This is a genomic window from Cytobacillus sp. Bac17 (assembly GCF_024519925.1).
Taxonomy (GTDB): Bacteria; Bacillota; Bacilli; order Bacillales; family Cytobacillaceae; genus Cytobacillus; species Cytobacillus pseudoceanisediminis.
This window is the reverse complement of sequence record NZ_JALJRC010000003.1, coordinates 1-24809: the sequence shown is the minus strand read 5'-3', so window position 1 is coordinate 24809 and position 24809 is coordinate 1. Positions and strand designations below refer to the sequence as shown.

Genomic DNA, 24809 nt, shown 5'->3' with positions numbered 1-24809 from the left:
TTAGCGCATTTTGTTAAAATTTAAATATTCCCCAACAAGCCTGTAAAATAATTCACAACCAAAATACCTCTGCCGTATTTATCTATCTATTTTTCCAATACCCAAAAGATGGACAATGGTGATTTTATGTTAGTAAGAATGACGAAGATAATAATAAATGAATTTTCGCAAATTTTTTAAGGGTGCGTTTCGTAATACTTCACAAAAAATATTTTTGTTTGTTTTGCATTTTTATTTGTTCACCATTCGAAGTAACCCACTGCGAATATATCAAAGATGGGAGATAAAACTTTATATGAAAAATGCTTCAACTGTTTTTTATGTATCATTAGCAATAATGGCTGGTCTTGTTCTTATGGGAATTACAATGCCAGCGTCGTTAGAAAAGGTCACGAGCAGTACACAAGGCGTGATTACGGATTCGTTTGGGTGGTATTACCTAGTGATTGTTTCGCTATTTGTGTTCGTCTGCTTCTATTTATTAGTAAGTCCAGTTGGCCGGATAAAGCTCGGGAAGCAGGAGGATAAGCCTGAGTTTTCCCGTCCAACTTGGCTTGCGATGCTTTTTAGTGCAGGTATCGGGATTGGGTTAATTTTTTATGGAACATTTGAACCCATTAGTCATTACATGATAAGTTCTCCTACAGGCCAAGAGGGTACTGATCAGGGAATTAAGGATGCAATGAGATTTACCTTCTTTCATTATGGGGTCCATGCATGGGCTATCTATGGTTCGATTGCGATGGCTCTGGCTTATTTTACCTTCAGAAAAGGGGAGCTGAGTTTAATAAGCCGAACCTTACGGCCGCTGATTGGAAAACATGCGGATGGGGCAGTCGGGAAGGCAATTGATGTCATTGCGGTCATTGCTACGGTTTTAGGGGTATCTACCTCTTTGGGATTCGGTGCCATGCAAATCAACGGGGGACTGTCCTACCTTTTTGATGTACCTAGTACGATAACAAACCAAACCATTATTATCCTCATTGTGACAGTCTTATTTATGATTTCGGCTTTAACAGGTCTAAGTAAGGGAATTAAAGTGCTAAGCAATTTGAATATGGGGCTTGCGGCTGTCCTTTTCTTGATTGTCTTTAGCTTTGGACCGACACTTTTTATCCTTAATTTATTCACCGATACGATCGGGACTTATATGCAAAACTTCATTGACATGAGTTTTAGGATAGCACCCCTGAATGAAGAGGGACGCAGCTGGATTAATGGATGGACGATTTTTTATTGGGCTTGGTGGATTGCCTGGTCTCCATTTGTTGGTGTGTTTATTGCCAGAGTCTCAAAGGGCCGAACAATTCGTGAGTTTGTTGTAGGTGTCCTTCTCGTTCCGTCACTAATAGGATTCCTTTGGTTTACAACTTTTGGGGGGACAGCCATTTTCACTGAATCTACAGGGCTGCTTTCGATTTCGTCATTATCTCCCGAGGAATCTCTTTTTGGCGTGTTAGAAGGGTTTCCGCTCAGCATGGCAATATCTCTGTTAGCCATTTTGATCATTGTTACGTTCTTTGTGACATCAGCTGACTCAGGTACATTTGTCCTAGGGATGATGACAACGAATGGATCGCAAAATCCAAGTACACCCATAAAAGTAACTTGGGGAGTTCTTCTCTCGATTATTGCGATTGCTCTCCTTTATTCTGGGGGCCTGCAGGCTCTTCAAAACACCATGATCATCGCAGCTCTTCCATTCTCAGTCATTTTAGTGTTAATGACAGTCAGCTTGCTAAAATCTTTAAAACAGGAAGCAAAACAGCTCGGACTAGGTCAGATTAGAATGAATCGGAAGGAAAAGCAAAGCAAAGAGGATGTTCAGGAAGCTGGATAAACAATATTTATTAAACTGGCAACATGTCAACTTCGGTTGGGATGTTGCTTTTTTTTAGTAAATCAATAATTTGATCGTATATCGTAATCTGTTTCCAAATGGCCTTCTCTTTTGTACAACCGGGACAGGTTGGTTAATATAATATGTGAGTCTATTAATTTCCAATATTAACAAATTATGAAAAACAGAACGAGAGGTGTATTATTGAATGATTTTAGATTTAAAAGGCGAGCTAACAATGGAACCTATTGTAGGGCTGCTCTATTCTATGGTGGATGGGAATTATCGACGGCTGAAGTCTATCGTGGGAGGTATGTCCCAAAGGGAGTTGGATTATAAAGGCCCTAAACAGAATTATAACAGCACAGCAATTGCTTAGACATCTAGCTTTGGTCGACCTGAACTGGGTGTTTAGAATAAAGGGTGAGATAATGCCGTTAAATCTGGAGAATAAATATGGACCAATATTGGATAAAGACAACCGATTACCACAGTTTGATGGAATCCCCCTGGATGTGCTGCTTAAAGAATACGATGATGTTATGGATATGATTAAGACGTTATGTCAGCAGTTAACAGATTTGCAATTAACTCGAATAATTGAATATGAAAATGGAAACCAAGCAACAATCCAATGGGGTATATGGCATATAGCAGACCATAGCAGGTATCATCAGGCTCATATAAATCAATTACGCAAATGGTTTAATGAAAGTTGAAATTTTCACTTTGATCAACATAAGGGGTGAGTCTTCTATAATGGAGGAATCACCTGTATTATTATCCTAATGGGCTGCATTCCTTTAATAAATGAAGTATGGAAAATAATTAGAACATTCTCTTGTAATCATTAATCAGAAATCGGAACTATACAGTAAATGAACAATCAGGGAAAGGGGATAATTTACATGATTTTAGAAGCAGTAATGCTACAAGTAAAAGAAGGGATGGAGGAAGAATATGAACAAGCATTCCGTGAGGCATCAAAAATTATTGCTTCCATGAAAGGGTACATATCTCACGAGCTGCAGAGATGTATGGAAATTAAGGGGAAATATCTATTACTTGTGAAGTGGGAATCATTAGAGGCCCATACAGTTGGGTTTAGACAATCGAAAGAGTATCAGGAATGGAAAAGACAGCTGCATCATTTTTATGATCCGTTTCCTGCAGTTGAGCATTTTGAAAACGTTCCTCTTTAATTGGTTTTTAATTAAACAGCCTCCATACAGACATAAGGAGGCTATCATTTTAATATTTAGCTAACCCCATTGGCGGATTATCCAGTTTCTCTCGTATGAAGGAAACCTCATCATTGTCTGAGATCATATAGGAGGTCCTGCTATTCTGGTTTATTATTTTGGGTCAGGTGTAAAACTTGGGTAAAATTCATCGTCTCCATGATTGGAGATTTCTCTACTGGTTTTCCAGTCTTGCTTACGACCCGAAGAAGTGGCCGTAAAGGTACAAAGGTTATCCTTCATTTTCTTGGCCAGATTTGTTGAAAAGTGCCATTCATAGTTTTTGTCGAGTTTATATATCTAATATACAATTAATAATATATGATACTGGATCAGAAACTGTTTGGAGGAATTATTTTGACAGCAGATAAAAGTTTAAGGGTTTGTGAAAAGGGACATAAGTTTTACAAAAGCAGTGAGTGTAAAAGCTGTCCTATCTGTGATAAAGAGAATAAGCCTAAAAGTGGCTTCCTTTCGAAGCTCAGCGCTCCTGCAAGGAATGCATTGGTTCACGAAGGAATAGACACTTTGAAAAAACTGTCAAAGTTCACTGAAAAAGAAATATTAAAAATTCATGGTATTGGACCATCTTCCTTACCTATTATGAGAACTTCCTTAAAAGAGGAAGGGCTTTCATTTAAAGAATAAAAGCTTCACTGGCAGGTTTTTCAAGAACTGCTGCTGATCAGGCAGTTTTGTTCTTTTTATACTAAAGGGCAAGATTGTTGAACACTTTATGATTATTGTTTTTTTAGTTAAAAAAATGTTTTGTAAAAGAAACAATTCTGAATATAGTGATGTTTTTTCTGAACCTATACAAATTTTTAATTTTATTTGTTTTAGCAACACCTGAAGGATTAGAAGAAGGAGGATGAAGGGATGAATGAAATTGGTGCATTACATGAGTCAAATGGCAGTTATGCTTTAAGATTTGAGCGATTTTTTTCCCATAATCCAGAAGATGTTTTCCTTGTCATTACAAATCCCAATTCCTTCTCTCAATGGTACCCTTTTGCAAAAGGGGAGATGGATCTCAGACTGGGTGGAAAAATTGCCTTCGATGATGGGGAAGGAACGACATATGAGGGTATCATTACAGAATTAGAAAAGCCATATTTATTGGGTTTCCGTGAAGTTGATGATCGGATAAACATTTCATTGCAGGAAGAGGGGAAAGGATGTCGAATGATCTTTACCCATACTTTTAAAGATGATTCATGGGCAGTTAATACAGCGGCAGGATGGCATAGGTGTCTGGATGTATTGGTCCAAATCGTCAATGGTGAACCAATTAAGTGGGACGATAACTCAGCTAAGCTGCGTAAAATCTATAGTGAAGCATTTAATATGGGAAATTAATATAGTGCGCCTTTCTTATAAAGAAGGCGTATTTCGGTGTCCCCTATACATTAAGAATTTAGTTATTATTACGGGAGAGCAATATAGTGAATATCTCACTTAATCAAACAGTGGCGTTTCTGCAAGAGTGGAGACACCATTAAGCTTCAGGGCAGATAAGATCAACAAGGGTGAGCGGTATTCATAGATGAATCATAAAAAGGTCTTAAGGTGTTTTCCTGTTAAAAGGGGCAGGTTTATTAGGGTACTTAAGCTGTCTTTGTTGAATGAAGGGCTGAAACAATAATTAATTCTTGAGCCAGTATTATATATAGATATTAACTACTACATTATTGCAATGACTATAAAAAACAGATCCAGCTGCCATCTTAGGCCGATTTTCTATTGTGCTGACATTAAGCAGCTTAACTGTATTATTGACATTACGGTCACGTTTCCACAGGACGTGTCTTTTTTATTTGGGCCAAATTATTGAAGATGAATGGGGAATGATAATGAAAATACATAGTTAAGGAAACGATATTTAAGGAGAAGGTAACAGAAGGATCATTGGAATTTGCCTTTTTAGGGGGTGGATGGATGGACCTGCTAACTTTTACAGAGGAATTTTTTAATTATATAAGGGAGTTTTTACTTTTAAGATTTACTCTATTTGCTTTGGTTCTCATCACCTTTTCATTTGCCATAAACCGTATGATTGATTGGTTCTTTAGGAAGTCTAATTTCTTTGATGAAGAGGTAGAACAGACGATACAAGGTGTGACCCGATCCATTTTTAGGTATGGAATTGCGATTAGCCTTGTTATTTATCTAATAAGTCAATTTGTTGATATAAAAGGTATTCTTGCAGGTGCAGGGATTGCCGGTGTGGTCATCGGTTTTGCAGCACAGCAGATGCTAAAAGACGTTATTTTGGGGTTCGCAAGATTAACGGATAAAGAGTTTCGGGTCGGCGATTTTGTTACTTTCAACGGGACAAGTTCAGGTACCATTGAGGAGATAAGTATTCGCTTTATGCAAATTCGTGAATGGTCGGGAAAGCTCCTTACGATCCCGCATGGAGAGATTAGAGCGATACAAAATTTTAATAAAGGCTGGATGCGGGTTATTGAACGGATTACGGTAAGTTATCAGGAAGATCCAGCAAAAATAAAGGAATTGTTAGAGAAAGTAAGTGTGATCTGCAATGAAAAATTAGTTCATAGCCTGTATAGGCTAGGGGACGAGGCTGTTGAACCCTTTCAATATATCGGGATTACAGACTTAAATCCAAACCATAAACATGTCGGGTACGAATTTTGTATTGTTGGCCTGGTTAAGCCTGAAGAGTATTTTGAAACGTCCAGGCAGGTAAGATTTGAACTAATGTCTTTATTTCATAAGAGTCAAGTACAAATGCCAACCGCGAACATGTTCGTTCAAACTGAGAATTCACAGGACACTTTTGAGCAGCCTTCACCCAGCACGTAAAAGAACCAGCTGATTTGGGAGCCCAGCCGTTTATGAGGAGCGGCAGCAAATTATTTAAAGTGTGGATTTCTGCAGTGATCTTGGTCTATTCACAGTTTTAGAAAGCACTTTTGAACATAATTTATGGTGATAAAATTTTGTGAATCAGAAAAAATAGGTTTAGGAAAGGAGGGATTGCGAATGTCTGTGAAAAAGCGGGTAACAGGATTGGCCTTTGTGTTTGCAATGCTTGTGGTTTTGTCAACTCCAGGCTCATTCGGCGTATTTGCCGAATCCGATGTTTCAACTAAGGGGAAATCGATTGAGGTCGAGTTGAACGATGATTACTTTAATCCGAAGGTCATCACTATTCCGAATGGAACATCCACAACATTAATATTGAAAAATAAAGGTAAGAAGGAGCACACCTTTACAGTAGAAAAGCTCGGAATTGACGCCGAGATTCAGCCAGGAAAAGAAACGAGTATTTCCGTGAAGCCAAAACAGCCCGGTACATATGAACTGATATGCCGGTACCATTTCCAGGAAGGAATGGTTGGAAACGTAATAGTCAAATAATAACCGGGGCCAATAAGGCCCTTGTTTTTTTATGGTTGCAGGTATTTGCATAGTATTATCCAGATAGCACCATAACAGCTAACTTTCCTCTGCAAATGGATCATAAAAAGTTGTTCCGCCTCTATAAAATGCAAATATAATGTAGGGTAACATATAACCATTATAGAAGAGGTGAACAGGTGTATTTTTTAAAGCCTATCACGGATGAGGTTTATCTATTTCAAAAAATATTGAATAAATATAAAAAAACAATGAAGCTCATTCTAGTGTCTATTTTTACCTGTATTGCTGCTATTCTGCAGGCTGCTGGCGGCCTCTTGCCAGGTATAGGATATTTTTTAAGTCCGCTTGCCACTGCACCTATTCTGTTATGTTCCATGTTTTCCATTCCATTTGGAGTAATGTCCTATTCTCTGACAATTATGTTGTTATTAATCCTGCAGCCATCTGAACTAATTATTTTTCCTTTTACTACAGGATTGTTAGGGCTTGGCATCGGGGCATCTTTTTCCTTTTTCAGGATGAGAATAAGTATTATTGCTGCTGGTGCAATCCTTTTAATGCTAGGAATTATGGGTTTACTATTTATTTTTCACTTTCCAGTTTTAGGTCCAGCCGTCTCTGATTCCTTTTCATTTCTTTCAGCGGGAGGTATCTTTTTATTTGTTTTCCTTTATAGCTGGTTATGGGTTGAGATTGCTTTAATCATTATTAAAAGATTAAAAATGATGATCATGTAGTGGTTTTCATTTAGATGGCAATCCATATAAGATATTTATCAGATTAAGCAGAATTCTATCATTATACTTATGGAACTATTTCAAAAACAGTGCCTTGATGTAAATCAGTCACTTTCATAGAGCCATAAACCCCTAAATATAATCTGGTCTGTTTCAGATTCGTCCCCAAATTAACATAATAGGCTGATTGCGACCCAAAATCATAATCGGTTTGTATCACACTAAAGTCATTTTGTTTACCATTAGGTCTAATGATGGTATAAGCTAAAGCCCCTCTAACCTGAGGCTGTGATTCTTTCCGGGCAAGATCGGTAAACACAACGCTTCCTGTTAAAGCAGGGATTCTTTTCCCCATATAGACTTGCACTCCTGTCAGTGCAGTTCCTCCAAACTTATCGGGTCTGGGATCTTTATGAAAATAACTAGTTAAAGGCTGAAGACGACTCGCTGAAAGTGCTGCTGCTTCATTGTAAAAAGCCATTGTCTTCTCATCCAAATTCTGATTATTAGTGCAGTCTCTTATAATCGAAGCAGGAAAATCACCTTCCCAGCCCCGCCAGCCAAAGTTTATAAATCCTTCCTTGTCAGGTTCAGAATTCACCAAAGATGCTTGAATAAGCTGAGTAACCGGTATGGGTTTATAATGAACAAATGAATAAATCGACTCGACCAAATCCTGGCCGACATTTCCTGCATATTTAATATACTGAATATAAAACCTTTGAAATGAAATACCTGGAATATTGCGAACCCCTTTGGCCATTACCGTGAGGGTTTCCTGAATCGCTGCGGGAAGTTCATTAAAGCGTGTGACAATAGGGGGATCTATGATATAAGTATTCTTATCTACATCAATTTCAATTATTTTACCGGCAATCTCCAGATCATCCTGGCTTAAGTTAAATGGATCATAGCCTGATCCGCCATCTCCGGTTGTTAAAACAAGTCTGCCTGTTTCTGGTGAAAAATTTAAACTATTGACCCCATTATGATTTGAAAATGGCCTTCTTAAGTTAAGTAAAGTCCTTCGTTTTTGGGGCCCGCCATTGGATTGTATAATCCATTCTTCGATTGTATCAATATGGTCATATTGTGTTTCCCTATTCATCCACCTTAGGTTTAAAGTTTTAGGATCACAAGGGTCAGGATTAAACGATTCAGAAAGTGCACCCGGTCCTTGTGCTCCGGCTGCTGAATAATGAAGATAAAACAGACCGTTATAATAAAATTCGGGATGAAAGGCTAGTCCCAGCAATCCCCGTTCATCATATCCGCCACCAGAAGCACCTAGTTTTAGGATTCGGGGGCGAATATCTAAAAAAGTCCTGATGCTTGTGTCTCTTATGTAAAAGATCTCTCCTACCTGGGTTGCAATAAATAGCCTTTCCTTGGAATCATCAGGAAGTATAGCTGTTTTCAAAACAGTAGGTAAATTTATCTTACTGGCAATGGGCCGTAAACCAACCTTAACTTTTATCAATTGACTTTGCACCCCTTCATTTTTTTTCTTTTATAAGAATATGATTAGAACTGGCTATTAGTACCAAATTAGGCAGGGAACAAATCGGAACAAGATAACGGATGTAAGTTCTCGTGTTAAAATGAAATAAAAAAATCAAGGAGCAGCAATGTTTATGAAAAAGGATTACATAAGTTTAAAAGAACAGTTCATTGCATGGCCACGCTGCGTTTTAGTGACAGAAGGCAAGCATCGGATTGTCATTTTAAGTGAGGATGAGCCTGCAGGCTTCTTCTATTTACCTTCAACAGAACGAGTAAGGAAGTATTAGATAATCCGAACACTATAATTGCACTGCACTATCTGTTAATCATGGGAAAGTCTTTAACTATTTAGCGTGAAAAATAATGTCTAATGACTTAAAATCGCAGGGGGCAAATATCATAGAGGGTGGGGGAAGTCGAATGAACATACATAATATATTGGTTGCAGGAAGCTATGAAAAGGAATTCCAGGAACAGCTGCCAGCTAATACATCTCAGAGCTTTCGTTTTAAGCAGGTTGCTGATATTACAGAAGAGGATTTATCATGGGCAGATGCCTATGTCGGTTCCAAGCCGTGTCGTGGCTTCCGCTTGGCCGATATGAAATGGGTACATTCCTTTAATGCGGGTGTAAATAATTACTTGGAAATTGATGGATGGAAGGGACATGAGATTCTTCTAACCAGAACTGTTTGCTCGTTTGGACAAAGAATAAGCGAGTATTGTTTAAGCTATATTTTAAGAGATCTTCAAGCTCACCACTACTTTGAAGGAAAACAAAGGGAGAAGGAATGGGCTCCAAAAACTCCGCAAATGATGAAGGATCAAACGATTGTTATCTATGGTACAGGGGAGATTGGGAAGGAGGCGGCCAGAGTATTCTCAAGTTTTGGATCCGCCGTCTATGGCGTCTCGCAAAGCGGGCAACCAAAGGAGTATTTCGAAAAGGTGGCAAAAACCAGCACTGGAAGCACGCTGGCTGCAGAGGCAGATTGGATTATTAGCACATTGCCTTTGACAAAAGAAACAAGTAAGCTATTTAATCGTGAGTTTTTCAGTCATTTAAACGGAGCGGTCTTTATCAATGTCGGCAGAGGCCATACAGTGGACGAGCAATCCCTTATTGAAGCGCTCAATTCCAAAAAAGTCCGTTATGCTGTGTTAGATGTTCTTGAAACAGAACCGCTGCCAGAGACTTCCGAGTTATGGGGAAGAGACGATATCATCATCACTCCTCATATATCGGCTGTGACAGAGCTGAATGAAGCGATCTCATGCTTTTGGGATACATTAAAGAGAATCGAAAATAATGATGCCATACCTAATAGGGTGGATTTTTTGAAGGGGTACTAATAAAAGGCAAGTATGCCGATTGGAAACTGAAAAAACGAAGCAGATAATAAAGGTAAGGTGAATTAATAACTGTTATAAAAATAAAAGGAGGAAGCCCTTCTCATTTGAGAAGGGCTTTTTATGTCTAAAAAAACGAAATGGATATTAGTAAGTATATGAATTTAAAGGGAGGAAATATTAGATAAAAAAGGAGGTGTTCACATGAAAAAGATTAAACCCATTAAATTAAGTTCTTACAAAACAAACACCTCCGAAAAACTAACATCAGCAGAAATGGGAAAGCTTTGGGCTACTTATATGGGAAATAGCATGGCATCATTTATTTTAAAATACTTTCTGCAGCATGTTGATGATAAACATATTAAGACCTTATTAGAAAATGCCTTACAACTATCAGAAGAATTCATGAAAACCATTAAAGGTATTTTCGAGAAAGATGGATTTCCCATCCCTAAGGGTTTTACGGAAGAGGATGTGAATTTAGGTGCTCCCAGACTGTTTTTGGATGAATTCTATGTCCACTACTTGAAGTATGCATCAAAAGCTGGATTGAGTATTTACAGTATTGCAATACCTCTTGTGTTTAGAGAGGACGTAAAAGAATTTTTTAGGCATTGTATGGATTCCACCATGGATTTGATGGAGCAAATCAAAGAAATATTAATGCATAAAGGGCTAATAAGTAAACCCCCATTGATTCCAGTTCCAGAAAAAGTGGAATTTGTTCATAAGGATTTTTTAAACGGCTATCTTGGAAATAAACGCCCTTTGCATGCTATGGAAATCACCCATCTTTACGATAACATAGAAAATAATGTAACAAGTAAAGCACTCATTATGGCATTCGCACAAGTAGCAAAGGATGAAAAGATACGCAAATTGTTCGAACGAGGAAAAGATCTTACCACAAATAATATTGAGAATTATAAGCAAAAACTGCATGATGAAGATTTGCCTTCCCCACCTTATCTGGATGACTTAATAACTAATACCATTTTTTCACCTTTTTCTGATAAGTTAATGCTCTTTCATAAGATGGATATGTTTTCAATAAAAGTTAGATCCTTCGGAAATTCTGTGGCTGTAAATGGCCGGCATGATATCGGGATGGTTTATTTGAAGGCCATTATGAAAAATTCATATTTTGTTGAGAATGCTGCAAGAATTATGATTGAGAAAGGATGGTTTGAACAACCTCCAGCTGCAGCTGATAGAGACAAGTTATCCTAATTACTGCTATGATTTTGAGAGCCCCCTCGCCGGAGAGGGGCTTTCTTCGCATTAAATGGTGCAGTATAGTTAAAAAGGTCTTCTCCTAATAAAGTCCGTCAGAAATCCTTTCTCTCCACGACCCCTATTCGCTTCGTATATTACGAACGGGTGCATTAATATAGAGTTCCAGCTGCCAATTGGCGGCTTTTTTTATTGTACAAATGGTGCAGGCAGTTCAAGAAGGTAATGGTTTCATTAAACAAGAATATATATAATAACCCGAGACTAAGATGAGGTGGATAAAAATGGATAAAAGAGTGATATTCGACTTTGAAATCGAATTTACTAATGGCGGTGGATTACAAGGACAGGATTTTCGTCTTGATATTGATGGTAACGACATTACTGATGAAGAGTTAGCGAATTATATTGTAGAGGATATGAGGTTGCTTATGGTTGGAGAAGTTAGAATAATTAACAAAAAAATAATTATTGAAAAACACAAACGTAAATCATAACAACTTACAAGACATGGAATTAAACTTTTACATCAAGCTGCCAATAGGCGGCTATTTTTCTTGTCTAATTAAAGGGGCAGGCTAGTAAAGGAGGGAATAGAGTGTATCGCTCTTGTTTTTTTATATTTGTAAATGTTGGTATGGCTTTTGGGAATAATACATGTATCTGACAGCTATTTAAAGGATGATCACTATGTCAATCGCTGTTTTAGCAATGTTTGCCTGGTTAGTAATGATTGTATTCGCTATTGTTCCCAAAGGATTTACTCTTACTGAGATGGTTTTTTTGTACTTCATCATCGGAATATTAACTATTACCCAATTCACCATACTTGATGTCAATCTGCACTGGGTTCCAGTCACCCGAAGTGTGGAAGGGTCTTTCGCGATTTATATTTGCCGCTTTATTGTGATACCTTTTCAAATTCTTTTGTCAGTATGCATACTAAATTCGCACATGAAAGCAAAATGGCGATGGGTTTTATCAGCCACAATCGTAATCTCCCTATGCTTGGGAGACCGGATATATTTGTGGGCTGGCCTCATTACTTTCCAAAGGTGGAATCAATTGTACTCTGCTCTTATGTATGTGGTATCTATAGCCTTAGTATGGTTGATAGCCCGCAGGTTTGTTTGCCTGGAAAAAGGAGAATTTAAAAAAACATGAATGGAATTCGTTATTATGATCATAATTTTAATGCTAATGAGTGGTTTATCGTCATTTCGCTCATTGTTGGAACTTTAGTGGTGTTAAAACTGCCAAAACGTTTTACAAATAAGACAACCTGTGTGTACCTTTTATGTGGCGTGTTTACTGGTTTCTTTTTCGATCACATTTTAAGTGTGCTGCCAGTTAGTTATTATGATATTAATGATAATTCTTCCTTTCAATTGATGGATTTTTTATCTCATGTGATGTATGCACCATTCAGCTATCTATTCTTTTATATATATGACTTCTTTAATATAAAGCTAAATTTATCTCTGTTATTCATTTTGGGATGGGCGTTTATAAGTGTTGGGATAGAGCTATTTTCTGAGTACATAGGGATCTTTCACTATCAGAATGGATATAACAGCTATTATTCTTTTGTTATTTATTTGGTGGTCCAAAGTTTATGGGTGAGATTTTACAGGATTATTAAAGCATATGGAGAAAAACAATTTTAAAATGAAATGGAGATGTCTGGGGATTTTCAGGAATTATTGATCCAAAAGGTATTCCTAAGTTAATCATATATTGAAGTAGAACACCTTCGTTCATAGTTACGTTAAACTCTGCCTCAACCTCCTCCAAAGTTCTTTTAGTTTTGACATATCTATATTGTTCCAAATCTTTATTAGCAATTTGCTTTGATAGCTTTTTCACTCTCTGCTGCATCCATGAAAATACCGAAAAATAAATCAAATTCATTATGATCTGCATCTAGAGCCGATATGATAAGGCTGCTTTTATCTTCCTTAGTAGTAGGAGCATTTTCATTATTAATAATTAAATACAAAGAGTGCAGCAATAGAGACAAACATCTTCATTCCTATTTATAAATGGGCAGGTAACTTCCAAAGCAATTATGGGTTTCTATGGTGAAGTGAGTTGAAAAATAGTATTCGCTCTGGATATAGAAGGTAAAGTTGGAAAACCTATAATGAATGAATTCTAAAAGGAGGGATTCGAATGAAAGACAATGAGCAGGAAACTAGCGAAGGACTGAATCAGATATTTGAAATAATAAATGCCAAAGGCGATGTTGGCGAAATCAATGAAATTCTGAAAAATGGAAGTTCTGACTCTATAGCGGAAAACTCCTCTCCTAATTCCTAAGACAAAGAAAACCCGTTAAAAAAGAACCGGCCACTGCAGCAATGGTTTTTGAGAATATAGATAGATGCAGAGAAGCTGCCTTGTACTTAAGTTAAGGGTGCTTATGCTCAAGATTAGCTGCCAAGTAAGGCAGCTTTTTCTTATTTAACCAAATCTTTTACATAACGGTTCCTTTTACTGAACAAGAAAAATTTTAATAAATTTGTTTATAGTATAATAACCATTTCGCTGAACAATAATAGTAGCCCAACGAAATGATTAAGGTTTCCTATTTCAAGTATTTTAAATCTATTGCTGCTTGATAGGGTTTAATAGGGTGTCCTTCTTTTATCTTATGAACAAAATCAGGATTAGCTAGTAGAGGGCGTCCAAAGGCAGCAAGGTCAATTGTACCATCCTTAATCGCCTTAGAAGCAATCTCTGTATTTAGATTTCCCACCCCAATAATAATACCATCCCAATGTTTCCTCACTAGTTGATGAAAAGTCATGCCACTAGCCATTTTTTCAGTAAAATTATTTGTTGAGGGGTGTATAATTTGAATTCCCACTTCTTTAAACACTTGAACTAAAGCCTTTATATTCACTTCAGGATTGGTCCACTTATAACCGGGGATATCATCTTTTATTTCAGAAAATCTAATAATAGTTCTATCTTGGCCGACCTCTTGAATAACCGCATGTAATACTTCCTTCATAAATAATAACCTGTTCAATATATCCCCACCATACTCATCAGTCCGTTTATTGGTAACTTCAGAATTAAATTGATCAATTAAGTAACCATGAGCTCCATGTATTTCAACTCCATCAAATCCAGCCTTAATTGCGTTTCTAGCAGCCATAGCATATTCTTGGATGACATTTTTTATATCATTCAAAGACATTTCTTCAGGTGTCTCATAAGGTTTTCTCAATCGGTGAACTAAACCATCAGCCTTTATAACGGAAGGTGCTTGTGGTGGGAGTCCTCCAGTCAGTTCGTGATGTGTTAATCTTCCTACATGCCAAAGCTGTGCCACAATATTTCCTCCTTCTTCATGAACAGCTTCAGTTACTTTCCTCCAAGCATCTACTTGGCTTGTTGTGTATAGGCCAGGAACACCAAAAGTTCCTTTGCCTCTAGGGGAAGGGTTAATACCTTCTGTAATAATGAGACCAATACCATCTTTAGCTCTTTTGCGATAGTAGGTGACAATATCATTACCAACAGTACCTGTATTGTTATTTGCAAAACTTCGTGTCATTGGAGCCATCACAATTTTTGTTTTCAAGTACCAGTTACCGATATTAATTGATTTTAATAACTCAGTGTTTTCCACTTTGCCTTAACTCCTTTATAGAAGTATTAACTTCGTAAATAATCTTATATAATTTTAAAAAGAAGTTATATAGAAAATTTCAGTTAAAATGTCTTAATTAGTTTTAAATTAATTTTATTTTAAATATTTTACTTAGAAATTAAAGGTGGGGATCATTATGGATAAACTGGATAAAGAAATTCTTTTGGTATTACAGGAGAAAGGAAGAATATCCATGACGGAACTGGGGAAAGAGGTAGCTCTCTCTCAGCCGGCAGTTACCGAGAAAGTACGAAGAATGGAGGAAAAGGGAATTATTGATCACTATCGTGCTATTGTAAGGCCAGAAAAAATAAACAAACCTATAACAACCTTTCTGTTATTCCATACTAAGAGCTGTGAAAACTTTGTGGACTTCTGTAATAATTCAAATGAAGTAGTAGAATTACATAGAATAAGCGGTGAATATAACTTTTTGGTAAAAGTAGTTACTGAAACACTTCAGTCGCTAGAGGTTGCAATTAACGAGATGGGTACCTACGGAGATTCAACCACATTAATAGTACTATCTTCACCAATAGAAAATAAGAAATTGATTCCAATAATAAACAACTAAATCACAATAAATACTGAGTGAACAGATATAGTGGCGGATAAAAATTACTATTTTCTAACGAGTCAAGGTTGAATAGATTGTGAAAAATGCACTTAAACAAAACGGTGCATTACCTTAAGATCCAACTGCCACTTAGTGTTTCTATTCAAAAAGTGATTAGCTTAGCAGGAGTTACAGACTTAGTAAAGATGTGGAATATACATGAACAAAGGAAAATAAAGAGTCACATAGCTGCACTACTAGAGGGTCCCCTGAAGAAGTCCCTAAGCGTTATAAATTATCTTCTCCAGCTGAATTATTGCCAATGAATGTTGAACAAGTATTAATACATGGTGAAATGGATCGACATGTTCCAGTAGAATTAAGTAAGGATTATTACAAAAGTGCTGTTGAAAAGGGGGAAAATGTAAAGATAGTTATTCTCCCAGATATAGACCACTTTAAAATTATTGAACCAACTTCTTCAGCATGGACTTCGGTTATTAACTCGATATAGTTGCTTTATTGAACTAAAGAAGCAGGTTAGTGAAAGAAAGCAAAACAGGTAAAGAGATCACTGTAACTATAAAAGGGAAATGGGGAGAATCAAATGTCGCAAGATGGAATTGTTCTAGTAGCAAGTGTGTCAATTTTTAATGACGATAAAGTCTTGATTATAAAAGAGAATAAACCTACTGCTATTGATAAGTGGAACTTTCCAGGTGGTCATATCGAAAACGGTGAGGACATTATTTATTCAGCTCAGAGGGAAGTTAAAGAGGAAACAGGGTTTGAAGTAAAACTGATTGGAACTACTGGAGTATATAATTTTGTCAGTAGTACAAACGATCAAGTTATTTTATTTCATTTTGTTGGTGAGGTTACAGGGGGCTCCCTAAATCTCGAAGAAAATGTAATTTCTGAAAGCAAGTGGATAAAAGTAAATGAACTTGTAACATTTCAAAACAAAGACCTGCGAGAACCCAGTGTAATAAAGCAAATAATTAATAACTTATTACAAGAGAAAATACACCCAATTAGCGTGTATAATGAGCAAATAATTTGAATCGCCCTTGGTCAACTAAAGGGTGCAAGAGTTGAAGATCAATTTGGATCGGCAGCTCTTTTTTCTTATTCGACTAACCGGGCAGGTTAGTGGAATAAAAAGTGAATTAATCCATTATTATTATGTTAACTGCATAAATCATTTGTACAGAGATAATAAAGTTGTTTAATTTGCAATTATTTTGCGGTAATGAAATTAAATATCAAAAATAAAGGACATATCTTTTTGACAGTCGAATATTAGCCTAGAACCATAAATAACTATTCCGATGGGGAGGATTCTTGTGCGTCCACGACCATTATTTATTGAAAATCCAGAGCATGATAGGTATGTTAGTCTTGTTCCAGATGGAGATATTGAAGAAATACTTAGTAAGCAACGAACTAAGACCATTACCCTCTTAAGCAGCGTATCAGAGGAGTCAGCAAGGAAGGCGTACGCACCAGGGAAATGGACTTTAAAAGAAGTGATTGGGCATATGACCGACTCGGAACGTGTGATGTCGTATCGATTGCTTGCCATTGCACGAAATGAAAGTGCACCACTCCCAGCAATGGATCAGGATCAATACGTTTCTGCGGCAAACTTCAACAAATTATCCTGGGAGCAGTTACTAGCTGGTTTAGACACGATACGCTCCAACACCTTAAGCCTAATTTCAACCATTGATGATGCAGCGTGGGTTCGTAATGGAACTGTAATGAACAGCCCAGTTTCGGTAGGTACCATTGCATATGGCATTGCCGGGCACGAGTTACACCATATGAAAGTGGTTCGTGATAAATACTTATAAGTCTTTTTCTATTAATGAAAAAACCTAATTTCTCATTTAAAGCTGAAAAATTAGGTTTTTTAATATTGAAAATTCCTTAACGTTGTTTTCCTGACGCTACCCTTTATAGCGAACTTATTATACTTTCAATTAGAACTAAAGAGATAATTTATGATGGATTTAGAATACAAAAGAAAAAATCATTGCCTTAGATGAGTCAGAAGTTAAATAGCATTAAAATGATGACCGCCGCTTATTTGGAAATGGCAAAAGACGGAGAAGGTGGTGATTCAACTTAAGGATGCTTATATTCGAGATTAGCTGCCGAATTGGGCAGCTTTTTTTATTCAACAAAACGGACAGTTTAGCACAAGAAGGATAATGTTATATCCAGTAAAAGTAGGAATAGATACCTCAATATTACGGAGAGCGAATTATGGGAATTTTAGCACTCGAGAAGAATATAGAATAATATTTATATTTAGAAAACGTCTAATGATATGGTTATAACAAATTAAATGAGCATCTCTAGGGGAAAATTGCGTTAGGAGGTACGCTGCGAAACCATTATAAAGGCATTGAAAGAATCCATACGAGGCCTTTTTTTAGGTAAAGGGTTAGTAAAAGTAAACGCTCCGAACTTTGCCGTGAACTTTGAAAGCTCATATAAATTCGGAAGTTTACTTCAAAGGTAAGTACTGCACGAGAGTTATAACAAATTAAATAGGCCACTCGTAACCTATGTTATAATATTAAAATTCTCCTCCTGGCCGCTTTTTAAATTAAAAAATGGTCGGGACCATTCCTCCATCCATACGGATTGGTGAGCCTTTAAATGCAGATGCATAGGGACTGCATAAGAATGCAACTAGTCTTCCTATTTCAAACGGTCTGATAAATCGCTGTATTTCAGATTGTGGCAGATTATTGACCATGAATTGTTTTTCTTTTTCTGAAAAGGTTATGTTTTCATTTCTGTAAATACCCTCAATTATATCCTGGACATTTTCAGAAAGTGTTGGTCCCGGCATAATCGTATTGACGGTAACTTCTGTTCCTTTTGTTAGTATAGACAAGCTTTTTGCCAATGATAGCAGCATTGATTTTGTCATACAATACTGAGGCATTTGTCCGGAGGGCATTACTGCTTCTTCACTTGCAATAAAGATGATGCGGCCATCATTATTGTCCAGCATTTTTGGCAGATAATGTTTACATAATCCATTTGCGGCTAATACGTTAGTTTCGAAGTATTTTTGCCATAGTTCATCCGTAACATCCTCGTATTGCATGATTTCGTAAATACCCATATTGTTAACTAAAATGTCTACATTCGGGAATTTTTTAAATAATTCCTCTCTTTGTTGAACATCCACAATATCGGCTGCAGCATTTTGAGGAGAAGTTAGCGGGAATTCTGATTTGATTTCCTGTACAGTTCGTTCTACCTCCTCATAATTGCATCCATTTATGAGAATATTAACTCCTTCTTTAGCCAATTCTTTCGCTATTGCTTTACCTATGCCTTTTGTTGAGCCTGTAACTAAAGCGGTTTTTTTCAATAATTCCATTTCCAAGATACATTCTCCTTTAAGCTGGTTATCAACTTAGTTCGTTTATAAGTGCATATTCAGCGCGCCAATTTAAAGGGGTCATACCTTCCCAGCTACGGAAGGCTCGATAAAACGAGCTCTGATCTTTATATCCAACAAGAAATGCCACTTCTTTAATATCTAGATTAGGATTAGCCAAGTACTGTCTTGACTGTTCATGACGGGCTTCCTTAAGCAGCTCCTTAAAACTGGTCTCTTCATTAGTAAGCTGGCGCTGTAAGGTTCGTTCGCTCATGCCGAGCTCACTTGCTACATCTTGTATGTCGAGTCGTTCTCCTGTTAAATTGCGTTTCAATATCCACTTAACTATCTCCGTTATGGAGTGACTGTGTCGCTGTTCCTCTAATGTTTGCTCCAATACTGGTGTTAAGATCTCCAGTAAGTCAGCGTTGTAGGAAGTAAAAGGGCGATTAAGGTCATCACTTTGCAATGTAAGACTATTACGTTCTGCTCCAATGTGGATAGGGCAGCCAAAGTATTCTTCAAGCGCCTGTACTTGATCAGATGAATGTGTAAATTCCACTAATTCCGCTTTTATAGAATAACCGGTGCCTCGTCGTCCAAGTTCCAATAAAAACGCGAGAGTGGTCCCAACAAGTAGGGGTGGTCCCGCATGCTCCGTATCAAACCATTCCAGTTCAATTACACAATTTGTGTCTTCCTCCATAATGCGTAATTTTTCAGGTGGACACATTTCTTTGTACCGAGCGATTCTTTCAAGAGCATCCCGATAATCGCGGGCATGGTAAGCTGCCAGTACAGACGGGGGATACTGCGTTGTTTCAAATACTGTCGGAAGTTGCAGCATTCCAACTTCCATGTCACCGATGATATCGGAATATGCTTGCCATAATGCGTAATATTGGTCAACAGTGACAACTTGTTCAGTTATTACAGTAAGAGGCAATTTTGATTTCCGAACCAAATCATGAGCATTAATTCCAAGTTTTTTTAGCCCCCTCCAAAGTCCATCCGGTATTCTAATACGAGAATTTATAGTCATTCCTATTACACCTCTCTATCTATCAGCACATTACAGCCAGCTCTGTTAACGGGATAGTTATTTCATTTTACTTATATATTGTCTTTCTGTAATTAGCAAGGAACGACAATCCATTTGCAAAAGACGCCAAGAATGAGGAATTCTATTGTAATTATAACAACTTTAATAATTGCTTAAAGCTACTCACTGAAGATATAGATGTCATTTCACTTAATAGTTCAGTAACCAGTAAATTAGAGGAATACTTAATTTGATTTTGTTATGTTACGGTAGATATTACTGTTTATTCGATGAATTAGAAGTTTTCGAGTGACACGATATATTTTTTATTGAATTTCCTTCTGATTAGAACATAATATACTGTTAGAAAGTAAAGTTAGCGAGGTTTCTTCATTATCTAGTTACTTATTTGGCAAAGTGGCAATCAATTAGTATTCCTTTAATAACTGAAAATATTTTTGAGTTTGTGAATTAATGTACTTAACAAACGGTTGCCTTACTTTTAAGATTCAGCTGCCAATTGGCGGCTTTTTTTAATTGAACAAACGGGGCAGGTTTTTTGAATAAGAGTTTTTAATAATGTTAAATTTTAACTAAGGATAGTTGGCAAAACGAGAGGAATGAACCAATGGATAAGGAGATGTTTATACATATAAGTAAATGTAAACTATATGCTAAATTGGTGGGAGAAAATAAAGGAAAGCCAACAGTCATAATGGATGCTGGATATGGAGACTTTTCTAAGGCCTGGAATTCAGTATTAAGGGAGATTTCAATGCTCTCTAGTGTACTAATTTATGATAGAGCTGGACTTGGGAAAAGTGAATCAAGTTCTAATCCCAGAACCAGCCGTGAAATGGTAAAAGAATTAAAGGAACTGCTTAGTGAAGCCAAGATTAAACCTCCCTACATATTAGCAGGTCATTCATTTGGTGGAGTAAATATGCGGATGTTTGCTACAGAATATCCAAATGAAGTTTGTGGACTAGTCTTGATTGACTCTACTCCCGAAGATTACAGAGAACGATTTCTCCCTACTATGTCACAAGATTTTCAACAAGCATATAACAAGCAATTCGTTTACGAAGGAAATTATGATGAATTTATGGAAAGCCTAAAGCAGTTGAAAGACACTAGACAAAAATTAAATGTACCATTAATTGTTCTTTCAGCGGGTAAGAAAGCTCATTATTCTGTGGAATCGCAAAATTTATGGAATGAAATGCAGAAAGAAATTCTTGAAATATCCTCTGATGGAGAATTGGTAATTGCTGAAAACAGTGCTCACTATATACAAAATGATGAACCGGAAGTGGTAGTCTGTGCGATAAAAAAGTTAATTGAGAATAATTAGTTCAGCTGCTGATCAGGCGGCTTTTTTCTTAATTAACAAAAGGGGAGGTTAGTACAATAAGGTAAAAGAGTAACGCTCTTGATAAAACTTAGTTAATTGGAGTAATAAATAGAGTGAGGAGTTTTGATAAGTGCTCAAAAATAGAAAAATAATCGTAACAGGTGCGGCCTCTGGGATAGGAAAAGAAGTTGTCAAGCAATGCCTACATGAGGGTGCTTCAGTTATTGCATGTGATATTAATGAACATTCCTTATATGACATGAAACGGTCAATGGATGATCGCTCTGATCTACATACATATCAATTAGATGTAAGTAACTATGAAGAGGTCGCTAAATTTTTTGTATATGTTGAAGCAGAACATTCTGATGTAGATGGTTTAGTTAATAATGCGGGGATTTATTTGGCGAAAAATATATTGGATTATCAAGTAGATGAAATTGATAAAGTCTTAGATATAAACGTTAAGGGATTTATTTATTTCTCACAAATGTTCGGCAAAAAATTGTTCCAAAGCCATCGTAAGGGAGTCATCATAAATATGTCTTCAGTGTCAGGCATGGAGGGCAGCTCAGATGCAATTTATGGGTCATCAAAAGCTGCTATACTAGGTTTAACTAAAAGCTGTGCCATGAATTTCTCACCATACATCCGGGTTAATGCTGTTGCTCCTACGATGGTTAATACGCCAATGATGGGTATGATACCTAATTGGAGAAAAGAGGAGTATTTAGGTCATCAACTCATCGACACGCCTGCCCTGCTGAAGATGTGGCTGATACTGTTATCTTCTTATTATCAGATAATGCCAAACATTATACAGGCGCAACGTTCGATATTAATAATGGAGGTTATCTACGGTAGTTCTGGTTCTTGTTATACTAACGGGGCAGGTCTGGTTAATTAGAATTAAGATAAGTATTTAGATGTAAGAGAAGGGACTTTTATGGAGAATAACACGTTTAAAATAGAACAAATAATGAATGCTTTGTCTAAATCTTGGTCTTTAGAATCAAGTTCAAAATGGAGTAAGTATAATCCTGCAAAGGGGCAATGTGGTGTAACCACATTAGTAGTAAATGATCTATTAGGTGGAGAAATAAAGAAAACTAAATTACCTGATGGATGGCATTTTTATAATATGATTAATGGAAGACGACACGACTTTACAGCTTCTCAATTTATAGAAGACATCTTATATATGGATATTCCTTCAAATAGAGAAGAAGCATATAAAGATACTAATGATAAACAGTATAATTATCTAAAACAGAATGTTTTAATCAATTTAGATACTTTATTCATCTCATGGTGAGTTTTATTTCAAGAACAGCTGCCAAGTAAGGTGGCTTTTTCTTATTCAAGTAAAGGGGCAGGTTAATTCAATAAGCGGAAGGAAAAAGGTATATAGAAAGGGAACTATTTGATTTACCGGATTAAATAAAGGAGAGAAGGCTATGGGTAAATCATTTATTGATCAAGTACATTATATTAGAATTCCCGTAAAAGATTTAGAACTGTCTGCACAATGGTATAGAGATATATTAGGGCTCCAGTTACTAAACAATACTGAGGAACTTGCAATTTTAAAAGTAAATGAAGGACCTTTCTTACTTATCTTAGTTCCTACCGAAGATGAAACATTTGCACATTTTACAATTGATAATGAACAAGAATTTAGCATTGGCTTTACAAGTCCAGAATTATCTAAATTTCATCAACACTTAATTGATAATCAAGTTAAGGTCGAGGATATAAAAGAAGATAATGGTCATGCCTTTTTCCACTTTTATGACCCAAATGGTAATAAACTTCAAGTACATTGGTAAGATTACAATAAATTACCTTATTTCATTAACGGGTCCTTTAACGGAATATGAACGGGAACGTCCAAATCAGACGTTCCCATATTTTTTGCCTGAAAAACAACAATACTATTTAACAAAGCCTTTCTTTTTAAACAAACGGGGCATTTAGTTGAAAAAGGATTACTTCAACTAATATAGAATTTTTAACCTCAGAATTATACTTTGGGGAAAATAAATGACAATTCGAATGGACGTATAAATTTGTAATGCATGGGGAAATTTTCTCACCTGCATTATTAGAAAAGAAAACAGGTTGGATACTATCTTGAAAAGATTTTGAGTGTGCAATTTTTTGTCCACCGAAAAGTTTGTCTAGTAGTGATGACGGAGAAGCAGGCTTGAAGTGGATTGTGAAAAAAGTTGGTGCGGGTATAAGTACCATAATACAATGTGGTGCAGAAGACAATTATTTAGACATTGCCGTATATTTCGAAGGACAATGCAACGTGGCTTTTGAACCAATTTCAGAACTGAAGGTCCCCTTTATAATAAGTTGTTATGAAAATAATGAAGATGAAGTATTAAAATAAAGGGGCTGTTTAGTAAAAGAGGAATCTAAGGATAGGAGTTGAAATACTCATATAATTGAAATCAAGGGAGTGAATAAATGGGTTAGCTATGAAAAAACTAGTGATACTTTTGGTAATTCTATTTGCAATTATTATCCTTGGTGACCTCGTTAATAAAATCGGTGCAAATGAAAAAATGACAGTAGAAGGATATATCTTAAATAAAGAAGGAGTATGGTATTTGATTACAGATGAGGATTTTGATGTTAAAACTGCTAAGGAACAATCAAATCAAGAATTCATCCGAAGCTATGGAGGAATTTATAAATTAGATAGTGTTCCATTTTCTTTTTCCCCGTATATAGACGGTCAAAAAATGAAGGTTTGGTTCGGTGAAGTTTTGGAATCACATCCTGCCAAAATAAAGGTTCTTAAAGTCGAGAAGAAATAATAGGGAAAGTGGTTAAAGAATGATTTCTTGTTCAACTAAAGGGACAAGTTTGTTGAAGAAGCTAATCCAAAGGTAAGTTCAAATGCTTAGGAACTTATGATAAGTGATAAGCGTCTTGTTAGAAAGGAGGTAATGAATTGAAAAAGGGTGGAATGATTTTAGGTTTATTTATAGCCGTTATTGCAGTGTTCGTATTTGTAAATAAATTGCATTACCCTTCTCTTCCGATAGCTGATACGTCTGCAAAAGAAGCGATTGATATACTGAAAGAATCGGAAAGTAAAATAGCAGAAATTGCAGTAGAAGGCGATTCTATTTGGTATATCACAAGTAGTGAGAACCAAGGTGTTTCGATTGCTGATGAAAATATAAAACAAATGATTAGTTCAAATGGATGGGAATTTAAAGAAAGAGATGGTGCTGGTCTGTTCTTTGAAAAAGACGGAAGGATATTAATTGCTACCACTCAAATGTGGACTGGAAATTATGTTCTCGTTAAAATCCCAGGTAATTTCAAACAATCTTGAGAGGCTTTTTATTAACCTATCGGGTGCGTTGATCTAGGGGAGGATTAACGCCTTTTTTGTTGAATTCCTTTTTGAATTAAAGACCTGCGGTAATATGTCAACTCCAAAAGTTTAAAGATGTTTAGTTTTCAA

General features: G+C 36.4%; 29 protein-coding genes and 2 pseudogenes. 25 read left to right on the top strand and 6 right to left on the bottom strand.

The genetic code is table 11. The annotated features are described in order from the left end of the window. Nucleotides 1–295: 295 nt before the first annotated feature. From NR125_RS06695 to NR125_RS06660, 8 genes and pseudogenes are all read left to right on the top strand, one after another. Nucleotides 296–1843, top strand: coding sequence for a glycine betaine uptake BCCT transporter (locus NR125_RS06695; RefSeq protein WP_009335303.1), 1548 nt, complete (start codon nt 296–298; stop codon nt 1841–1843). Nucleotides 1844–2051: 208 nt separating this feature from the next. After that, nucleotides 2052–2562: pseudogene (locus NR125_RS06690) on the top strand (DinB family protein). A gap of 189 nt (nt 2563–2751) precedes the next feature. Further along, nucleotides 2752–3045 (top strand): antibiotic biosynthesis monooxygenase family protein, encoded by a 294-nt coding sequence (locus tag NR125_RS06685; RefSeq protein WP_009335300.1) that lies wholly within the window; start codon nt 2752–2754, stop codon nt 3043–3045. Between the two features lie 396 nt (nt 3046–3441). Beyond that, nucleotides 3442–3732: an RNA polymerase alpha subunit C-terminal domain-containing protein gene (locus tag NR125_RS06680; protein ID WP_009335299.1), complete on the top strand. Its 291-nt coding sequence runs from the start codon at nt 3442–3444 to the stop codon at nt 3730–3732. Nucleotides 3733–3963: 231 nt separating this feature from the next. Continuing rightward, nucleotides 3964–4443: an SRPBCC family protein gene (locus tag NR125_RS06675; protein ID WP_256814847.1), complete on the top strand. Its 480-nt coding sequence runs from the start codon at nt 3964–3966 to the stop codon at nt 4441–4443. Between the two features lie 579 nt (nt 4444–5022). Continuing rightward, nucleotides 5023–5913 carry a mechanosensitive ion channel family protein gene (locus NR125_RS06670; protein ID WP_009335297.1) on the top strand — a complete coding sequence of 297 codons (891 nt, stop codon included), beginning with the start codon at nt 5023–5025 and terminating at the stop codon, nt 5911–5913. 180 nt (nt 5914–6093) lie between these two features. Beyond that, nucleotides 6094–6471 carry a cupredoxin domain-containing protein gene (locus NR125_RS06665; RefSeq protein ID WP_009335296.1) on the top strand — a complete coding sequence of 126 codons (378 nt, stop codon included), beginning with the start codon at nt 6094–6096 and terminating at the stop codon, nt 6469–6471. Nucleotides 6472–6650: 179 nt separating this feature from the next. Beyond that, nucleotides 6651–7211, top strand: coding sequence for a hypothetical protein (locus NR125_RS06660; protein ID WP_009335295.1), 561 nt, complete (start codon nt 6651–6653; stop codon nt 7209–7211). A gap of 67 nt (nt 7212–7278) precedes the next feature. Here NR125_RS06660 and NR125_RS06655 read toward each other — a convergent pair whose 3' ends face one another. Further along, entirely contained in the window at nt 7279–8691 is a 1413-nt protein-coding gene (locus tag NR125_RS06655) for a PQQ-dependent sugar dehydrogenase (protein ID WP_256814846.1), read from the bottom strand. Between the two features lie 154 nt (nt 8692–8845). Between NR125_RS06655 and NR125_RS06650 the strand changes: the two genes are divergently transcribed. The 4 genes from NR125_RS06650 to NR125_RS06635 all read left to right on the top strand — a co-directional run bounded on the left by NR125_RS06650 (nt 8846) and on the right by NR125_RS06635 (nt 11797). Continuing rightward, on the top strand, nt 8846–9001 hold the full coding sequence (locus tag NR125_RS06650; RefSeq protein ID WP_157380262.1) for a hypothetical protein: 156 nt from the start codon (nt 8846–8848) through the stop codon (nt 8999–9001). 133 nt (nt 9002–9134) lie between these two features. Continuing rightward, nucleotides 9135–10067 (top strand): D-2-hydroxyacid dehydrogenase, encoded by a 933-nt coding sequence (locus NR125_RS06645; protein WP_256814845.1) that lies wholly within the window; start codon nt 9135–9137, stop codon nt 10065–10067. Nucleotides 10068–10268: 201 nt separating this feature from the next. Then, nucleotides 10269–11297, top strand: a complete 1029-nt coding sequence (locus tag NR125_RS06640; protein WP_009335291.1) for a DUF3231 family protein — start codon at nt 10269–10271, stop codon at nt 11295–11297. Between the two features lie 287 nt (nt 11298–11584). After that, nucleotides 11585–11797 carry a hypothetical protein gene (locus NR125_RS06635; protein ID WP_009335290.1) on the top strand — a complete coding sequence of 71 codons (213 nt, stop codon included), beginning with the start codon at nt 11585–11587 and terminating at the stop codon, nt 11795–11797. 177 nt (nt 11798–11974) lie between these two features. Here NR125_RS06635 and NR125_RS06630 read toward each other — a convergent pair whose 3' ends face one another. Beyond that, the gene (locus tag NR125_RS06630; RefSeq protein WP_256814844.1) at nt 11975–12097 is read right to left on the bottom strand and encodes a hypothetical protein; all 123 of its coding nucleotides are present in this window, start codon (nt 12095–12097) and stop codon (nt 11975–11977) included. Between the two features lie 363 nt (nt 12098–12460). Here NR125_RS06630 and NR125_RS06625 point away from each other — a divergent pair, with 363 nt between their 5' ends. Next, nucleotides 12461–12967, top strand: coding sequence for a hypothetical protein (locus tag NR125_RS06625; RefSeq protein WP_256814843.1), 507 nt, complete (start codon nt 12461–12463; stop codon nt 12965–12967). On the opposite strand, the gene NR125_RS06620 is transcribed toward NR125_RS06625, so the two are convergent. Beyond that, complete coding sequence (locus NR125_RS06620) at nt 12939–13211, bottom strand: hypothetical protein (protein WP_256814842.1); 273 nt, start codon at nt 13209–13211, stop codon at nt 12939–12941. The two genes, NR125_RS06625 and NR125_RS06620, sit on opposite strands and share 29 nt — an antisense overlap. Before the next feature lie 261 nt (nt 13212–13472). Between NR125_RS06620 and NR125_RS06615 the strand changes: the two genes are divergently transcribed. After that, a complete protein-coding gene (locus NR125_RS06615) occupies nt 13473–13619 on the top strand; it encodes a hypothetical protein (RefSeq protein WP_198286729.1) in 147 nt (48 codons plus the stop codon). Nucleotides 13620–13887: 268 nt separating this feature from the next. On the opposite strand, the gene NR125_RS06610 is transcribed toward NR125_RS06615, so the two are convergent. After that, the gene (locus NR125_RS06610) at nt 13888–14940 is read right to left on the bottom strand and encodes an alkene reductase (RefSeq protein WP_009335286.1); all 1053 of its coding nucleotides are present in this window, start codon (nt 14938–14940) and stop codon (nt 13888–13890) included. Between the two features lie 157 nt (nt 14941–15097). On the opposite strand from NR125_RS06610, the gene NR125_RS06605 reads away from it, so the two are divergent. From NR125_RS06605 to NR125_RS06590, 4 genes are all read left to right on the top strand, one after another. Continuing rightward, nucleotides 15098–15535, top strand: a complete 438-nt coding sequence (locus tag NR125_RS06605; RefSeq protein ID WP_256814841.1) for an Lrp/AsnC family transcriptional regulator — start codon at nt 15098–15100, stop codon at nt 15533–15535. A gap of 298 nt (nt 15536–15833) precedes the next feature. Then, nucleotides 15834–16031: an alpha/beta hydrolase family protein gene (locus tag NR125_RS06600; RefSeq protein WP_306219718.1), complete on the top strand. Its 198-nt coding sequence runs from the start codon at nt 15834–15836 to the stop codon at nt 16029–16031. Nucleotides 16032–16124: 93 nt separating this feature from the next. Then, the gene (locus NR125_RS06595) at nt 16125–16580 is read left to right on the top strand and encodes an NUDIX hydrolase (RefSeq protein ID WP_009335284.1); all 456 of its coding nucleotides are present in this window, start codon (nt 16125–16127) and stop codon (nt 16578–16580) included. Between the two features lie 283 nt (nt 16581–16863). Next, a complete protein-coding gene (locus NR125_RS06590; protein ID WP_256814840.1) occupies nt 16864–17373 on the top strand; it encodes a DinB family protein in 510 nt (169 codons plus the stop codon). 761 nt (nt 17374–18134) lie between these two features. Here the strand turns inward: NR125_RS06590 and NR125_RS06585 are convergent. Together NR125_RS06585 and NR125_RS06580 are read right to left on the bottom strand one after the other, a co-directional pair. After that, nucleotides 18135–18923 carry an SDR family NAD(P)-dependent oxidoreductase gene (locus tag NR125_RS06585; protein WP_372675455.1) on the bottom strand — a complete coding sequence of 263 codons (789 nt, stop codon included), beginning with the start codon at nt 18921–18923 and terminating at the stop codon, nt 18135–18137. A 31-nt stretch (nt 18924–18954) separates the two neighbouring features. Continuing rightward, complete coding sequence (locus tag NR125_RS06580) at nt 18955–19968, bottom strand: helix-turn-helix transcriptional regulator (RefSeq protein WP_256814836.1); 1014 nt, start codon at nt 19966–19968, stop codon at nt 18955–18957. Between the two features lie 628 nt (nt 19969–20596). Here NR125_RS06580 and NR125_RS06575 point away from each other — a divergent pair. The 7 genes and pseudogenes from NR125_RS06575 to NR125_RS06545 all read left to right on the top strand — a co-directional run bounded on the left by NR125_RS06575 (nt 20597) and on the right by NR125_RS06545 (nt 24677). Beyond that, nucleotides 20597–21322, top strand: coding sequence for an alpha/beta fold hydrolase (locus NR125_RS06575; RefSeq protein ID WP_009335280.1), 726 nt, complete (start codon nt 20597–20599; stop codon nt 21320–21322). Nucleotides 21323–21452: 130 nt separating this feature from the next. Continuing rightward, nucleotides 21453–22186, top strand: a pseudogene (locus tag NR125_RS06570) (SDR family NAD(P)-dependent oxidoreductase). Nucleotides 22187–22268: 82 nt separating this feature from the next. Then, the gene (locus NR125_RS06565; RefSeq protein ID WP_071157464.1) at nt 22269–22637 is read left to right on the top strand and encodes a YunG family protein; all 369 of its coding nucleotides are present in this window, start codon (nt 22269–22271) and stop codon (nt 22635–22637) included. 142 nt (nt 22638–22779) lie between these two features. Continuing rightward, entirely contained in the window at nt 22780–23151 is a 372-nt protein-coding gene (locus NR125_RS06560; protein ID WP_009335277.1) for a VOC family protein, read from the top strand. A 377-nt stretch (nt 23152–23528) separates the two neighbouring features. Continuing rightward, on the top strand, nt 23529–23720 hold the full coding sequence (locus tag NR125_RS06555; RefSeq protein WP_034297392.1) for a hypothetical protein: 192 nt from the start codon (nt 23529–23531) through the stop codon (nt 23718–23720). A gap of 88 nt (nt 23721–23808) precedes the next feature. Then, complete coding sequence (locus NR125_RS06550) at nt 23809–24150, top strand: DUF3221 domain-containing protein (RefSeq protein ID WP_071157466.1); 342 nt, start codon at nt 23809–23811, stop codon at nt 24148–24150. A 137-nt stretch (nt 24151–24287) separates the two neighbouring features. Beyond that, complete coding sequence (locus NR125_RS06545) at nt 24288–24677, top strand: hypothetical protein (RefSeq protein ID WP_256814827.1); 390 nt, start codon at nt 24288–24290, stop codon at nt 24675–24677. Nucleotides 24678–24809 lie beyond the last annotated feature (132 nt).

Bases quoted from the DNA above. Each gene is read 5' to 3' on its own strand.
- NR125_RS06695 (WP_009335303.1), top strand. From the start codon at position 296: ATGAAAAATGCTTCAACTGTTTTTTATGTATCATTAGCAATAATGGCT.
- NR125_RS06685 (WP_009335300.1), top strand. From the start codon at position 2,752: ATGATTTTAGAAGCAGTAATGCTACAAGTAAAAGAAGGGATGGAGGAA.
- NR125_RS06675 (WP_256814847.1), top strand. From the start codon at position 3,964: ATGAATGAAATTGGTGCATTACATGAGTCAAATGGCAGTTATGCTTTA.
- NR125_RS06670 (WP_009335297.1), top strand. From the start codon at position 5,023: ATGGACCTGCTAACTTTTACAGAGGAATTTTTTAATTATATAAGGGAG.
- NR125_RS06665 (WP_009335296.1), top strand. From the start codon at position 6,094: ATGTCTGTGAAAAAGCGGGTAACAGGATTGGCCTTTGTGTTTGCAATG.
- NR125_RS06650 (WP_157380262.1), top strand. From the start codon at position 8,846: ATGAAAAAGGATTACATAAGTTTAAAAGAACAGTTCATTGCATGGCCA.
- NR125_RS06645 (WP_256814845.1), top strand. From the start codon at position 9,135: ATGAACATACATAATATATTGGTTGCAGGAAGCTATGAAAAGGAATTC.
- NR125_RS06640 (WP_009335291.1), top strand. From the start codon at position 10,269: ATGAAAAAGATTAAACCCATTAAATTAAGTTCTTACAAAACAAACACC.
- NR125_RS06635 (WP_009335290.1), top strand. From the start codon at position 11,585: ATGGATAAAAGAGTGATATTCGACTTTGAAATCGAATTTACTAATGGC.
- NR125_RS06630 (WP_256814844.1), bottom strand. From the start codon at position 12,097: ATGATGAAGTACAAAAAAACCATCTCAGTAAGAGTAAATCCTTTGGGA.
- NR125_RS06625 (WP_256814843.1), top strand. From the start codon at position 12,461: ATGAATGGAATTCGTTATTATGATCATAATTTTAATGCTAATGAGTGG.
- NR125_RS06620 (WP_256814842.1), bottom strand. From the start codon at position 13,211: ATGAATTTGATTTATTTTTCGGTATTTTCATGGATGCAGCAGAGAGTG.
- NR125_RS06615 (WP_198286729.1), top strand. From the start codon at position 13,473: ATGAAAGACAATGAGCAGGAAACTAGCGAAGGACTGAATCAGATATTT.
- NR125_RS06605 (WP_256814841.1), top strand. From the start codon at position 15,098: ATGGATAAACTGGATAAAGAAATTCTTTTGGTATTACAGGAGAAAGGA.
- NR125_RS06595 (WP_009335284.1), top strand. From the start codon at position 16,125: ATGTCGCAAGATGGAATTGTTCTAGTAGCAAGTGTGTCAATTTTTAAT.
- NR125_RS06585 (WP_372675455.1), bottom strand. From the start codon at position 18,923: ATGGAATTATTGAAAAAAACCGCTTTAGTTACAGGCTCAACAAAAGGC.
- NR125_RS06580 (WP_256814836.1), bottom strand. From the start codon at position 19,968: ATGACTATAAATTCTCGTATTAGAATACCGGATGGACTTTGGAGGGGG.
- NR125_RS06575 (WP_009335280.1), top strand. From the start codon at position 20,597: ATGGATAAGGAGATGTTTATACATATAAGTAAATGTAAACTATATGCT.
- NR125_RS06565 (WP_071157464.1), top strand. From the start codon at position 22,269: ATGGAGAATAACACGTTTAAAATAGAACAAATAATGAATGCTTTGTCT.
- NR125_RS06560 (WP_009335277.1), top strand. From the start codon at position 22,780: ATGGGTAAATCATTTATTGATCAAGTACATTATATTAGAATTCCCGTA.
- NR125_RS06550 (WP_071157466.1), top strand. From the start codon at position 23,809: ATGAAAAAACTAGTGATACTTTTGGTAATTCTATTTGCAATTATTATC.